The 14,026-nt window shown below is 48.7% G+C and carries 11 protein-coding genes and 1 tRNA gene; 2 read left to right on the forward strand and 10 right to left on the reverse strand.

What is annotated here, in order from left to right; translation table 11 throughout:
* Positions 1-124: 124 nt before the first annotated feature.
* From D5066_RS05375 to proB, 6 genes are all read right to left on the reverse strand, one after another.
* On the reverse strand, positions 125-1,747 hold the full coding sequence (locus tag D5066_RS05375) for a UvrD-helicase domain-containing protein (RefSeq protein WP_119915287.1): 1,623 nt from the start codon (positions 1,745-1,747) through the stop codon (positions 125-127).
* A complete protein-coding gene (locus D5066_RS05380) occupies positions 1,744-3,447 on the reverse strand; it encodes an ATP-dependent nuclease (RefSeq protein WP_114260542.1) in 1,704 nt (567 codons plus the stop codon). The genes D5066_RS05375 and D5066_RS05380 overlap by 4 nt, the downstream gene beginning before the upstream one ends.
* A complete protein-coding gene (locus D5066_RS05385; protein WP_114260541.1) occupies positions 3,437-4,618 on the reverse strand; it encodes a tyrosine-type recombinase/integrase in 1,182 nt (393 codons plus the stop codon). The genes D5066_RS05380 and D5066_RS05385 overlap by 11 nt, the downstream gene beginning before the upstream one ends.
* Positions 4,619-4,780: 162 nt before the next feature.
* Positions 4,781-4,856: transfer RNA gene (locus D5066_RS05390), tRNA-Thr, on the reverse strand.
* Between the two features lie 111 nt (positions 4,857-4,967).
* A complete protein-coding gene (proA, locus tag D5066_RS05395) occupies positions 4,968-6,221 on the reverse strand; it encodes a glutamate-5-semialdehyde dehydrogenase (RefSeq protein WP_119915288.1) in 1,254 nt (417 codons plus the stop codon).
* Between the two features lie 11 nt (positions 6,222-6,232).
* Positions 6,233-7,336, reverse strand: a complete 1,104-nt coding sequence (gene proB, locus D5066_RS05400; protein ID WP_014882684.1) for a glutamate 5-kinase — start codon at positions 7,334-7,336, stop codon at positions 6,233-6,235.
* 305 nt (positions 7,337-7,641) lie between these two features.
* Here proB and phoE point away from each other — a divergent pair, with 305 nt between their 5' ends.
* Entirely contained in the window at positions 7,642-8,694 is a 1,053-nt protein-coding gene (gene phoE / locus D5066_RS05405) for a phosphoporin PhoE (protein ID WP_028012086.1), read from the forward strand.
* A 110-nt stretch (positions 8,695-8,804) separates the two neighbouring features.
* Here the strand turns inward: phoE and crl are convergent, their stop codons facing one another.
* From crl to gpt, 3 genes are all read right to left on the reverse strand, one after another.
* Positions 8,805-9,206: a sigma factor-binding protein Crl gene (gene crl, locus D5066_RS05410; RefSeq protein ID WP_119915289.1), complete on the reverse strand. Its 402-nt coding sequence runs from the start codon at positions 9,204-9,206 to the stop codon at positions 8,805-8,807.
* A 57-nt stretch (positions 9,207-9,263) separates the two neighbouring features.
* A complete protein-coding gene (frsA, locus tag D5066_RS05415; RefSeq protein WP_080328114.1) occupies positions 9,264-10,508 on the reverse strand; it encodes an esterase FrsA in 1,245 nt (414 codons plus the stop codon).
* Between the two features lie 104 nt (positions 10,509-10,612).
* On the reverse strand, positions 10,613-11,071 hold the full coding sequence (gene gpt, locus D5066_RS05420; RefSeq protein ID WP_003863205.1) for a xanthine phosphoribosyltransferase: 459 nt from the start codon (positions 11,069-11,071) through the stop codon (positions 10,613-10,615).
* A gap of 257 nt (positions 11,072-11,328) precedes the next feature.
* Between gpt and pepD the strand changes: the two genes are divergently transcribed.
* Positions 11,329-12,786, forward strand: a complete 1,458-nt coding sequence (gene pepD, locus D5066_RS05425; protein WP_119915290.1) for a cytosol nonspecific dipeptidase — start codon at positions 11,329-11,331, stop codon at positions 12,784-12,786.
* Between the two features lie 61 nt (positions 12,787-12,847).
* Here the strand turns inward: pepD and dinB are convergent, their stop codons facing one another.
* Complete coding sequence (gene dinB, locus D5066_RS05430) at positions 12,848-13,906, reverse strand: DNA polymerase IV (RefSeq protein ID WP_119915291.1); 1,059 nt, start codon at positions 13,904-13,906, stop codon at positions 12,848-12,850.
* Positions 13,907-14,026: the final 120 nt, after the last annotated feature.

Genomic DNA, 14,026 nt, shown 5'->3' on the forward strand with positions numbered 1-14,026 from the left:
GCTCCTGTACTCCCGACCAGCGCCAGTCCCGGAGCGGCCTGAGGCCGCCTTTGCACCTGCATTAAAAGCGACCCCTTAAGCGGGCAGGCGTGGCGGGGAAAGCATTGCGCGCTAAGATACGTAATTAAATTTTTTTATACAGACCTTCAAGTCCTTTTAGTGACAAGAACTGAGAAGGTTTCGCTTTTTTTAATTCCCCTTGGTAATTTAAACGCTCGGTAGAATTTATTAATACCACAGCTTTTTTTGCCCTAGTGACCCCAACATAATGAAGATTCAGGCATTGCTCATATTGCGAAAAAACCTCATCAAAACAACCTTTTATATACTCTCTCCGTGGTAATATCCAATCATAAAGATCTAAATGAAAAACAAAGTCGAACTCTAGTCCTTTAGCTTTATGTAAAGTCATTATTTGTAACTCATCATCACCCACTGGCAAGTAATTATTTAGCATCATTTTATTGTGTAAAATTGAGTTAATGGCATCAATATGGCGAGCTGAAATATCACCACTGATTAATAATCTTATTGCCTTACGTAAAGCTGGAATAAGTTGGTCATCATCAGAATCCCTAACCTCTCTAATAACACCCCGCATTTTCCTTATTGTATTTCGCTCTAGTACCTTGTGATTTAAACTATCAATGATAGCCTGTGCTGTAATTATTTTATTAAAACGATAATTTAAAAGGCTCTTTAACAAAAGAGATACTTCTCCACCAAGCACAGATAGCTCATCATCAAGATATGCTCTTGCTTTAGAATTTATAAGGCCAGATACTAAAGAGACAGAACTATTCGTTGCAGTAAGTATCGCTATTTCTTTTTCTTTTGAAATATTGAATTTCTGTTTAATGTTGTTAATATTAATATCAATCCACTTAGCTATTTCACGCTGAGTACCATTAACAAGCTTTCTGTAGACACGAATTTCATCAGTAATTAACAAATCAGAGTTTTCATTCAATAGTCGAGAAGCATAATTAACTATAGATGAATGTGAGCGATGATTTATAGTTATTTTAAAAGGGGTGAACCCACTTTTTTTATCCAGTAAAGAGGTTAAGTATTTTGAGTTTTTACCCGCATATAAATATATGGACTGGTCAACATCACCAACTGCAACTGCTTTTATTCCAAGATCGAAAAGCAAAAGAAAAAGAAGATGTTGGACAAATCCAGCATCTTGATACTCATCAATATATATAGAGGTGTATTTTTTAGCGATATAACGGCGACACGATAACGAGTTGCACAATATATAAAATGCAAGTAATGGTATAAACTCCAGTATTAGAATACCCTTAGCGTATAGTTCCTTAACATCCTTAAAATCATACTCATCAATCTTTTCACATATGGATTCGACATTAAAGAAAGCAGAAAGCCTATCTTGTTCAGAAGAATTTAGCTCGTTAAACTTAACTACATGTAAATCATCAACTCCTCCCCATAATTGCTTAATGAATTGATAAATCACTTCGGTCAAATAAAACTTATCTATTGTCCCAAAAAAGCTTGATTTTGAGTTTGGTGTAGCCTTTAAACATCTCTTTTTCAGTTCATCGCTTGCTTTGTTAGTATACGATATAGCAATAACGCCCTGATATTCCTTGCATCCCGCTAAGTCACGGACAATCTTCTCTACGATTACTGCTGTTTTCCCACTTCCAGGACAAGCCGTCAGTACCATACTATATGGGTAATCTATTGCAACTTTTTGCTCATGGGTAAAATTTATCATTTCAACTCCTCTGTAGCTAGTTTTACGGCAGTCAAAAGGGGTTGAATTAATTCACCTGTTGAAATAGTTTTAAGTGCATGAGAGTATTCTCTCAAGAACTCTTGCATTCTTATTGCTTTTTTCCCCCTTAGATAATCAGCAGCAATTTCCTCATTATCAACACCTACATATTCTTTCAGTTGCTTACTTAACTCAACGCTAATATCACCTTCGAGATCATTAATTGAAACAAATATATTATTACGTTTAAGTGCATCTTTATAAACTTTATGTTTCTCTATCCTTTGAACTTGAGATATTTCCATTAATTCATTCTTTAGTGGTTTCATACCACATAGAACCAAAGCTCGATTTAAACCTGAATATTGCCACTCTTTTTTCTTTGGAACTTTAGACGAATCATTGTCTGTACGAGCAACCCACTTAATCTCGAAAGCATCAAGTATTTTCCTATAAACTTCAAATTGAACGCCATCAACTGATAATATGCTTATATTAAAAAAATCCAGATCAATTTGGCACTCTTTTGCAAGAGCCTGATAAAACAACATTTCAGAAGGTCCTTCGACCAAAAATACGACATTAGCGAAGAATGCCTCTGCTGGGAGTATACTCATCCGGTATCCCATTCCACTCCAAGCATCACTAATACAATCAGAACACCCTTCACTTGCTGCGTAAGATTCGCCGTTATAAGAGCAAATTTTAATTATCGAATCCGGTGAATAATTAACGGCAATTTGTGGAGAATGAGTAGTAACTAGTGACTGCCCCGGCAATTTACTAATTAAATACTCAGATAGTTTTCTCTGTTGGTGCGGATAAAGGTGTGATTCAGGTTCTTCAACGCAATATATAACCACTTCATTTTCAGTATCATGTTCGCGTACACTCTTGGCTTTCCATAATGCAAGCAATACTTGGTTATTGAATCCATCCCCTCCAAGCATTACCTTTTTGCCATTTGTATTTGAACTTAATTCTAATTTTTCAATAAACTGATCAACACCAATTGCTCCAGAATCGAGCATTACAGAAACCTTTTCATTGTTATATGATAATTTCTTCAACTCATCATTTAACTCTTCCGTAGCGGTCGAAACGTAGCTTATTTCTTTTACCTTATTATTAACATCATTTAGTAAATCAGTTAATGAATTTAAAGTATTTTCATCCTTCCTAACCTGCTCCTCGCTTCTCATTTCTTGAGCAAGCCGAAGTAAATGTTTTTTCTCTGTAGATATATATTTAGCAAGATCTCGTTGTGAATTCACATAGCGTAAATTTAGATATTTAAGATAAAATCTACCACTAATCTCATCCATTTCGGATTCTTTGTGCCCTATATATAATTTGTAATCAAGAGTAGTTCTGTGCGCTTTATATTTGATGTATGTTTGCGCATCCTCACTGACATACCCCGCTAACTTAGAGAGAACGGCATCCTCTTTTACCTCACGAAAATTAATTATTATTTCTAACTCTTCACATTGATTTCCTTTTGCATCAATGTGGAAATCGCTATTTTTAGGTTCTAAATCTAAATCTGAAAAACTCTTATCTAACAAAATCCTTAATGAATACAATAGGTTTGTCTTACCAATGTCATTACTACCAATAATAAGAGTTGAATGATTAAATTTAATGAAACTATCGGAATAGTTCCTAAATCCCTTTAAATATACATTATCAATATACATTTTCGTGCTCCATTATAAAAGAAGAGTACCACCGAAGCATATCTCTTCGCTTTTCTAAATACAGCGCATGATTATAAGTTCCGCGAATATTATTTTTATCGACATGGGCTAATTGAATCTCGATCCAAAATGAATCAAAACCCTGCTCATGCAGCAATGTAGACATCATATGCCTAAATCCGTGCCCGGTAAGTTTTCCGCCATAACCAATCCTTTTGATAAGCTGGTTTATACTCGCCTCACTCATAGGCTTGTTCGGATCGTTCCGTCCCGGAAAAACATAACGATAGTTCCCTGTCATGATCTTGAGTTCATTGAGTAAATCTAACGCTTGAGTCGACAATGGCACAAGGTGTGCCCTACGCATTTTCATCCTTTCCGCAGGAATTTCCCAAATAGCGTTATCTAGATCAAATTCTGACCATAAGGACGCACGTAATTCGATGGTTCTAACGCCAGTAATCATGAGTAATTTTGTGGCTATCTGGACAATCCGACTTCCGGTGTAACCGTTTAAAGCACGCAGAAAATCAGGTATTTCATCAGCCTTTAGGAACGGGAAGTGATTTGATTGATGCACTTCGAGAGCACTAGAGAGATCTGCTGCAGGATTAAATTCAGCCCTTCCTGTAGCTATCGCATAACGAAATACCTCTGAACAACGCTGTCGAACTTTCCGCATTTTCTCTAACGCACCGCGTTTCTCAATTTTACGCAGCACATTAAGCAGTTCTAGAGGCTTAATTTCGCCGACAGGTCTTTCCCCTACATAAGGAAAAATGTCGTTCTGAAACGCTTCCATTATGTCTGAGGCATAGCCCTCTGACCATTTGGTAGACTTCATCTGATGCCATTCTGTGGCTATCTTTTCAAACGCGCTCTCGGATTCCGTTTGTAAAGCAAGCTTTTGCTCTTTTCGAACCTCGCTCGGATTCTTTCCTTCGGCTACCAGTTTTCGGGCATCGTCGCGACGAGAACGCGCATCGGCAAGTGTGATCGTCGGGTACACACCCAGCGAGATCATTTTTGGTTTACCGGCAAAACGATAACGGAACCTCCAACTCTTGCTTCCATTAGGTTCTATAAGCAAAGACAGCCCTTGCCCATCTCCAAGTGTATAGGCTTTAGCTTCAGGCTTAGCGCGGCGAATCTGCATATCGTTTAAAGGCATGTGTATAGAAATCCGGACCGAACAGGAACATATACACAATCCTATACACATTCAGTACCGGATTCTACTGGATGGTTACGGACACCCATGGACTTAAAAGAATAAAAAACGTTATAAATCAGATGTGTTATGGACTAATACGGACGTTTGAAGAAGTTGAGATGGTGCCGATAATAGGAGTCGAACCTACGACCTTCGCATTACGAATGCGCTGCTCTACCAACTGAGCTATATCGGCCCTGAAAGGCCAGTTACGAATGTAACCACGGGGCAAAAGGTTAGATCTATCCGGGTGACGCGTCAATGCCCTTTTGAATCAAACGGCTATTTTTGCATCACCCGTGACTATTTACGCACGAATCGTATCGTCACCGAAGCCGATCCACTTGTAAGTGGTCAGTGCTTCCAGCCCCATCGGACCGCGCGCGTGCAGTTTCTGCGTGCTGACAGCGACCTCTGCGCCAAGCCCAAACTGACCGCCGTCGGTGAAGCGGGTAGAGGCGTTCACATATACCGCAGAGGAATCCACTTCGTTCACGAAGCGATCGGCATTGCGCAGCGTGCGCGTCAGGATGGCGTCAGAGTGCTGCGTGCCATGTTCACGGATGTGCGCAATGGCGTCGTCGAGATCGGCAACAATCTTCACGTTCAGATCCAGTGACAGGAACTCGTCGTCATACTGTTCCGTTTTTACTGGAACAACGTTTGCCGGGCCATCCTGAAGCAGCGCGATCGCGTTAGTATCAGCGTGCAGCGTCACGCCGCTTTCCGCCATCTGTTTGCTCAGCGCTGGCAGGAAGGTGCTCGCAATCCCCTGATGCACCAGCAGCGTTTCCACGGTGTTACAGGTGCTTGGACGCTGGGTTTTGGCGTTGACGATAATCTTCAGCGCCGGTTCAATCTCGGCGCTGTCGTCCACCACGATATGGCATACGCCGATACCGCCCGTAATGACCGGAATGGTCGACTGCTCTCGGCACAGCTTGTGCAGGCCCGCGCCACCGCGTGGGATCAGCATGTCGATGTATTTGTCCATACGCAGCATTTCATTGACCAGCGCGCGGTCAGGACTTTCGATCGCCTGTACGGCACCCGCCGGTAAGCCACACTCTTCCAGCGCCTGCTGGATGACTTTTACCGTCGCGGCGTTGGTGCGCCAGGTCTCTTTCCCACCGCGCAGAATGGCGGCGTTACCGGTTTTCAGGCACAGGGAAGCGACGTCGACCGTCACGTTTGGACGGGCTTCATAAATCACACCGATGACGCCGAGCGGCACGCGGCGACGCTCCAGACGTAAACCGCTGTCGAGCAGTCCACCGTCAATTACCTGCCCTACCGGGTCGGCCAGATTACAGACATGACGGACATCGTCGGCGATACCTTTGAGGCGCGCCGGGTTCAGCGCCAGACGGTCGAGCATCGCTTCGCTCAGACCGTTACGACGCGCTTCCAGCAAATCCTGCTCGTTGGCGAGCAGAATGTCCTGGGACTGAGCTTCCAGATAATCAGCGATTTTTTCCAGCACGCGGTTTTTCTCGCGGCTGGAAAGGAGCGCCAGTTTGTAAGAGGCGGCCTTCGCGGCAGCGCCCATTTGTTCCAGCATGTTCTGGCTCCTTAACGAATAATCATGTCATCGCGATGCACGGCAACCGGGCCATATTCATAGCCCAGAATGGCGTCGATCTGCTGCGAGTGGTGACCCGCAATGCGGCGCAGAGCATCGCTGTTATAACGGCTTACGCCGTGGGCAATGTCGCGGCCTTCCAGGTTACGGATGCGGATCACTTCACCACGGGAGAAGTTGCCTGTCACGCTTTTAATTCCTTTAGGAAGCAATGAACTCCCTCGTTCCAGAATCGCGGCGGTTGCCCCTTCATCAACGGTGAGTTCACCCGCAGGAGGCGCGCCAAAGATCCAGCGCTTGCGGTTCTCCAGCGGGGATTCCTGGGCGTGGAAGCGGGTTCCCACAGAGATACCTTCCATGACGTCACCAATCACGCCAGGGCGACTCCCCGCCGCAATAATGGTGTCGATACCAGCGCGGCATGCCACGTCGGCGGCCTGCAGCTTAGTCCCCATACCGCCCGTTCCCAGGCCAGACACGCTGTCACCGGCGATAGCGCGCAGGGCATCATCGATGCCGTGAACGTCGGTAATCAGCTCGGCTTCCGGGTTGGAGCGCGGATCTGCGGTGAACAGCCCCTGCTGATCGGTCAGAAGCAATAATTTATCGGCACCGGCCAGAATCGCGGCCAGCGCAGAGAGGTTATCGTTGTCACCCACTTTGATTTCGGCAGTGGCAACGGCATCGTTTTCGTTGATCACGGGAACGATATTGTTATCAAGCAGCGCACGCAGGGTATCGCGGGCGTTCAGGAAGCGCTCTCTGTCTTCCATATCGGCACGCGTCAGCAGCATCTGCCCGACGTGAATGCCGTAGATGGAGAACAACTGTTCCCAGAGTTGAATGAGTCGGCTTTGTCCCACGGCGGCCAGCAGCTGTTTAGAGGCGATCGTCGCGGGGAGTTCGGGGTAGCCCAGGTGTTCACGCCCGGCGGCAATTGCCCCGGAGGTAACAATCACGATTCGATGCCCTGCGGCATGCAGCTGAGCGCACTGACGTACAAGCTCAACAATGTGGGCGCGATTTAGGCGGCGCGATCCGCCTGTTAACACACTGGTACCGAGTTTTACCACCAGCGTCTGGCTGTCACTCATGATTCTCTGCCGTTCAACGATAAGGGAAAGTAATGTCGAACGAACGTTTTAACAGGAGTCAGCCCGGTTGCCAACTGCCTTAGTGCATCACCAGGCACTTTGTTGCGCGGGATCAGGAAGCGTAGCGGCAGAATTTGACAAATTTATTACCGAAATAATAAATCACAGTTTTTTAAAATTATTCTTAGTTTGTCATAAAAGTTTCATTCCAGAACGATAAAACCCTTCCTGTTTTTTCACGGGACTTAAGCATGAGCTTATCGTCCAGCGAATTTTTAAAGCGCGTTTATAAGACAGGATCGAAAATGAAAAAGAGCACTCTGGCATTAGTGGTTATGGGCGTGGTAGCTTCCGCATCTGTTCACGCAGCAGAAGTTTATAATAAAAACGGTAATAAACTGGACGTGTACGGCAAAGTGAAAGCTATGCACTATATCAGCGATGATGACACCAAAGATGGTGACCAGACGTACGTTCGTTTCGGTTTTAAAGGCGAAACCCAGATTAACGATCAGCTGACGGGTTACGGCCGTTGGGAAGCTGAATTTGCGGGTAACAAAGCGGAAAGCGACTCCTCGCAGAAAACGCGTCTGGCGTTCGCCGGTATTAAACTGAAAGACTTTGGTTCTCTGGATTACGGCCGTAACCTGGGCGCGCTTTATGACGTCGCGGCATACACCGATATGTTCCCTGAGTTCGGCGGTGACGGCCTGGCACAGACCGACAACTTCATGACTAAACGTGCCTCCGGACTGGCCACCTATCGCAATACCGACTTCTTTGGCATGGTGGACGGTCTTGATATGACCCTGCAGTACCAGGGCAAAAACGAAAACCGCGACGTGAAAAAGCAGAACGGTGACGGCTTTGGTACGTCTCTGGCCTATGACTTCGGCGGCAGTGATTTCTCCGTCATTGGTGCTTATGCTAGCTCCGATCGCACCAACGCGCAGAACCTGCAGGCGCGCGGTGAAGGTAAAAAAGCCGAGGGCTGGGCAACCGGTCTGAAATACGACGCGAACGATATTTACCTGGCCACTATTTATTCTGAAACCCGCAATATGGCCCCTATCTCCGGTGGTTTTGCAAATAAAGCGCAAAACTTCGAAGTGGTTGCACAATATCAGTTTGACTTTGGTCTGCGCCCATCCGTGGGTTATGTACAGTCCAAAGGTAAAGATATCGAAGGCATTGGCGACGAAGATATCGTGAAATATATTGACGTGGGCGCCACGTATTACTTCAACAAAAACATGTCCGCGTTTGTTGATTATAAAATCAACCAGATTGACGACGATAATAAGCTGGGCGTGAGCAGCGATGATATCGTTGCGCTGGGTGTGACGTATCAGTTCTAAGATTATCTAAATAAGAAAATCCCGGCATATAAGCCGGGATTTTTTTGCCCAGGGTAAAGCGGTCTGCTGCCCTCACCCCGGCCCTCTTTCACAGGAAGAGGGAGAAACCATTACGCGGTCAGCTTCACCGCTTCGCTGGAAAAGTCATCCGCTGGCTCGAACTTCAGATCCAGAGTTGCCAGCAGTGCGCTCGCCTTGTCGTGAAACTCTTTCAGGGTATATTCCAGGCGATCGATCACTTCCTGATCTTTGATGATGGCGGCCTGCCAGTTGCCGTCTTTATTAAACAGGCCAAACTGGTAGCTATAGGTAAAACGCTTTTCCTCTGCTTCCATTTCCATCCACCAGCCCCAGAATTCACGTTTTTCGGGTGCAGGCTTCACGTTGACGCAAACAGCCAGGCAGTCGAAAAAAAAGCGATTCTCTTCACACTGCTCTTCTCGAATATACGGGCCGAGAGCCATAAATTTCTTAATCAGCCTACTTTTCGGGTGTCCACTCGGTAACGTCATTGCGATCTCCTTTTGTGAAGCCACTGTTTTATCAAACCAGCGAAATTTAGCAATCTATTAACACAATCTCTGAGCGATCCAGCGCGTGATCTCTTTCAAGGCTTTGTCAAAATTCTGATACACCGGGCTGAACGGCACCTCAAGCAATTTGCCATCCGCAGATGACGAAGTGATTAAGCGTGACTCCTCCTCCGGGCTGAAGGGATCGTTTTTCCAGAAACCGGACAGCATAGGCGTCGGGCAGCGGCGCCCCAGCAACCCTTGCGTTTTTAACGAGTAGCGATTGAGCTCAACGCGCAGCGCTTCGTCTGATGCATCATGCATGCCAAGGCGACTGGCCAGCACGTCAAGATACATCTCCGGCACGCTGCCCTGGCGGGCAGGATCGCTGAGCAGGGCATGAACCACTGGCCCCAGACAGGCAACTGCTTTCAGACGTGAAGATTCAAGGTAGGCCAGACGCACCGCGACGTTCGCCCCAAAACGGAAACCAAATGCCGCCACGCGGGTATGATCAACCCAAGGAACATTTTCCAGCGCTTTAAGCGCATGCTGGTGCAGCAGGCTCGAATCCTGCGTTAACTTCCACTTCGATGAGAAGCCAATGGAAGGCATATCGAGCGTCAGCATCGCGATCCCTTTTGGTGCGAAGTAGCGCTCATACAGGCTGTAATAGTCAATTTGCAGGGAATCCAGACCACCGCACATCAGCACGGTCGGGAACGGACCGTCGCCTTCAGGCATGTGCAGGAAGCCGGTAACGGGCGCACCGCCCGGAACGGCGAACTCAAGCTCGCGCATCTGACCCGGCAGACGCTGAGCCGCCTCTTCATAGGCGCGATTCGCCAGCGCCTGAGCCTGTTCAGCCAGCTCGTCCCCTTTTAAATGCGGGTACGCGGCAATGGCGTAGAGGTTGGCCGCATGCAGCCAGTGCTTGCCGCTTCGCGTGGCATCCTCTTCCTGGCTGGCTTTTTGCTGCCACAGCATCGCCTGTTTAGACCATTCGTAGATCCAGTTTCCGCCCCGGTAGCCCACCACCGTGTCGTAGAGTTCGCTGTCGGTACGCTCAGACTCGCTCATCACGATACGCGCCTGCACATCGAGGATTTCACGGGGATCAATACCGCGCCAGATCCACATCAGGCGGTTAATCATGCGATACCAGTGGGGCACGTTTTTACCGTCTAACGCAGACTGGACGGCAGGCATGGTCCCCGGATTAAACCGACGCACCAGCGTCGACGTTTCAGGGTGTTTGAAACGGGGTTTGAAGAGAGTCTCGGTGAGATTCGCCTGCGTCATTGCGTTGCCTCCATGGATACGTCATATAGTGCCCATTGTAACGCGTGGCGGGGTAAAAAGAACAACGCCCGGCATAGCCGGGCGTGTAAAGTTACGTGCGGGAATTAACGGCCTGAAATAGGCGGTACGAAGACCACGCCCATATCCCATGGCTGTTCAATCCAGGTATCCTGCGGGATATCAATCACGTAATCATCAACCAGCGGGCGGCCTGCCGGTTTGGCGAAGATCGTCACGAAGTGTGCTTTTGGATACATTTCGCGGATAGCCACCGCGGTGCCGCCGGTGTCCACCAGATCGTCGATAACGATGAAGCCTTCACCGTCGCCTTCAGCGCGTTTCAGCACTTTCAGCTCACGCTGGTTGTCATGGTCATAGCTGGAGATGCAGACGGTATCGACATGACGAATACCCAGCTCACGTGCCAGCAGCGCCCCCGGTACCAGACCGCCACGGCTGACGGCAATAATGCCTTTCCACTGTTCGGAAGGCATCAGACGCGCAGCCAGTTTGCGTGCGTGAATCTGCAACATGTCCCAGGTGACGACGTATTTTTCGCTCATGTGAAGTGTCCCAGCCTGTTTTTATACGGCTTAAAAAAATGAGGGTGAACCAGGTTGCGCGAGATTATAGAGATCTGGCGCACTAAAAACCAGTGTTTAGCGCTCCCTGCCTGAGTTTTTACATGCTTTATGCTACCAGCCAGCAGAGAAAGTGGTATTCTCAGTTGCATCTCGCAAGCCTGTCTTGTGGTAACTATTAACCTGCTAACCCTGTGGCCTGCAACCCTGTTTGCAGCGCCTCGACAAGGAGACTTATCGTGTCTGAACTGTCTCAATTATCTCCACAGCCGCTGTGGGATATTTTTGCGAAAATCTGCTCCATCCCACACCCGTCTTACCATGAAGAACAGCTTGCCGAACATATTATGGGTTGGGCGAAGGAAAAAGGTCTGCACGCTGAGCGCGACCAGGTTGGCAACATTCTGATCCGCAAACCTGCCACCGCAGGCATGGAAAACCGCAAACCGGTTGTGCTGCAGGCGCACCTGGACATGGTGCCACAGAAGAACAACGACACCGTTCACGACTTCACCAAAGACCCGATTCAACCGTACATCGACGGCGACTGGGTAAAAGCACGCGGCACCACGCTGGGTGCGGACAACGGCATCGGTATGGCCTCTGCGCTGGCGGTGCTGACCGACGACAGCGTTGAGCATGGCCCACTGGAAGTGCTGCTGACCATGACCGAAGAAGCGGGCATGGACGGCGCATTCGGTCTGCAGGCAAACTGGCTGCAGGCGGATATCCTGATCAACACCGACTCCGAAGAAGAAGGTGAAATCTACATGGGCTGCGCGGGCGGGATTGATTTCATCTCTACCCTGCCGCTGTCCCGCGAAGCGATTCCTGCGGGCTTCCAGACCTTCAAGCTGACGCTGAAAGGGCTGAAAGGCGGTCACTCCGGCGGTGATATTCACCTGGGTCTGGGTAACGCCAACAAACTGCTGGCACGCTTCCTGGCGGGCCACGCGGCCGAGCTGGACCTGCGTCTGGTGGACTTCAACGGCGGTACACTGCGCAACGCGATCCCACGCGAAGCCTTTGCCACCGTGGCGGTGCCAGCGGCGAAAGCGGACGAGCTGAAAAAACTCTCCAGCGTCTACCTGGATATCCTGAAAAACGAACTGTCGGCGAAAGAGAAGAACCTGACCGTGGTGCTGGAATCCGTGTCTACGGATAAATCCGCCCTGACCGCGCAGTCTCGCGACAGCTTCGTTCAGCTGCTCAACGCGACGCCAAACGGCGTTATTCGCAACTCTGACGTGGCGAAAGGCGTAGTGGAAACCTCCCTGAACGTGGGCGTGGTGACCATGAGCGATGACAGCGCAGAGATCATTTGTCTGATTCGTTCTCTGATCGACAGCGGTAAAGAGTACGTGGTGAGCATGCTGGAATCCCTGGGCACGCTGGCCGGTGCGAAAACCTCCGCTAAAGGCAGCTATCCTGGCTGGCAGCCGGATGCAAGCTCTCCGGTAATGGCGCTGGTGCGTGAAACTTATCAGCGTCTGTTCAACAGCACGCCGAACATCCAGGTGATCCACGCGGGTCTGGAATGTGGTCTGTTCAAGAAACCGTATCCGGACATGGACATGGTCTCTATCGGGCCAACCATCACCGGTCCACACTCTCCGGATGAGCAGGTTCATATTGAAAGCGTCGGCCATTACTGGACGCTGCTGACGGAACTGCTGAAGGCGATTCCTGTTAAATAATACCCTCACCCCAGCCCTCTCCCTCAAGGGAGAGGGTGAACAACCTCGTGCCACCGGGCAATTACAATCCCAAAACCAACTGACGTTCCAACTGCGGATCCAGCAGCGTAACGTGCAATCCCACCAGCCTCACCCCTCGCCCGCCCCGGCGTTCTTCCCATGCCTTTTTCGCGGTTGCGATCAGATCCTCTTTATTGAGACGCGGCCAGACGTGCTCCTGCGTTGTCTGTTGAAAGTCATTAAATTTCAGTTTGATGCCCTGTCTGGCAATCAGTAAATCAGGTTTTACTTTGATCAGGCGTCGTTCCAGCTCCGGATAGAGCTGTTCCGTAATAATGGTTTCGCATTCCGACCAGTCATGGATGTCTTCGCTCAGCGTGCGCTCAACGCCGACGGATTTCCGTAGCCGTTCGCTGTTCACATCACGATCGTCAATCCCCTGGCTGCGTTCCCACAGCACGCGGCCAAACTTCCCAAAGCGCTTGAGCAACATCGCAAGGTCGCTTCGCTGCACATCTTCGCAGGTGCGTAATCCCATTTTTTCCAGCTTCGCGGCGGAAACTTTGCCTACGCCGGGGATTTTGCCAAGCGGCAGCGTTTTTAGAAACGCAGGAACCTCTTCAGGAGTGATGACGTACTGGCCGTTGGGTTTATTTAAATCGGAGGCGATTTTGGCAAGAAACTTAACGGGCGCGACGCCTGCCGACGCGGTCAGATTCAGCTCGTTGAAAATCGTCTGGCGGATCTCCTGCGCCATCAGCGTGGCGGAGCCGTGACAGTGCACGCTGTCAGTGACGTCCAGATAGGCTTCGTCCAGCGATAGCGGTTCAATCAGTGAGGTATAGCGAGAGAAGATTTCGCGTATATGGTTTGACGCTTCTTTATAGGCGTCAAAGCGCCCCGGCAAAAGGGTAAGGTGCGGGCAAAGTTTTAGAGCCATTGCCGTCGGCATGGCGCTGCGCACGCCAAATTTGCGTGCAGGATAGTTGGCGGTGCTGATCACACCGCGCTGAACGCGGCTGCCGCCAATAGCGATGGGAATATCCCGCAGCGCCGGGTTGTCGCGCATCTCCACTGCGGCAAAAAAGCAGTCCATATCGACATGGATTATTTTGCGCATCGGTCATACCACACATGTATTTATATACAGTATAACAAAAGGAAAAAAATGCGTCAGCTATTTTCCTTACTCACAGTTGTCATATAAATGTGTTACAAACATGCGTAATAAAACCTTTAT

Origin of the sequence: Enterobacter chuandaensis (genome assembly GCF_003594915.1) — a bacterium.
Taxonomy (GTDB): Bacteria; Pseudomonadota; Gammaproteobacteria; order Enterobacterales; family Enterobacteriaceae; genus Enterobacter; species Enterobacter chuandaensis.

Coding starts and splice junctions, on each gene's coding strand:
- D5066_RS05375 (WP_119915287.1), bottom strand. CDS start 1,747: ATGATAAATTTTACCCATGAGCAAAAAGTTGCAATAGATTACCCATAT.
- D5066_RS05380 (WP_114260542.1), bottom strand. CDS start 3,447: ATGTATATTGATAATGTATATTTAAAGGGATTTAGGAACTATTCCGAT.
- D5066_RS05385 (WP_114260541.1), bottom strand. CDS start 4,618: ATGCCTTTAAACGATATGCAGATTCGCCGCGCTAAGCCTGAAGCTAAA.
- proA (WP_119915288.1), bottom strand. CDS start 6,221: ATGCTGGAACAAATGGGCGCTGCCGCGAAGGCCGCCTCTTACAAACTG.
- proB (WP_014882684.1), bottom strand. CDS start 7,336: ATGAGTGACAGCCAGACGCTGGTGGTAAAACTCGGTACCAGTGTGTTA.
- phoE (WP_028012086.1), top strand. CDS start 7,642: ATGAAAAAGAGCACTCTGGCATTAGTGGTTATGGGCGTGGTAGCTTCC.
- crl (WP_119915289.1), bottom strand. CDS start 9,206: ATGACGTTACCGAGTGGACACCCGAAAAGTAGGCTGATTAAGAAATTT.
- frsA (WP_080328114.1), bottom strand. CDS start 10,508: ATGACGCAGGCGAATCTCACCGAGACTCTCTTCAAACCCCGTTTCAAA.
- gpt (WP_003863205.1), bottom strand. CDS start 11,071: ATGAGCGAAAAATACGTCGTCACCTGGGACATGTTGCAGATTCACGCA.
- dinB (WP_119915291.1), bottom strand. CDS start 13,906: ATGCGCAAAATAATCCATGTCGATATGGACTGCTTTTTTGCCGCAGTG.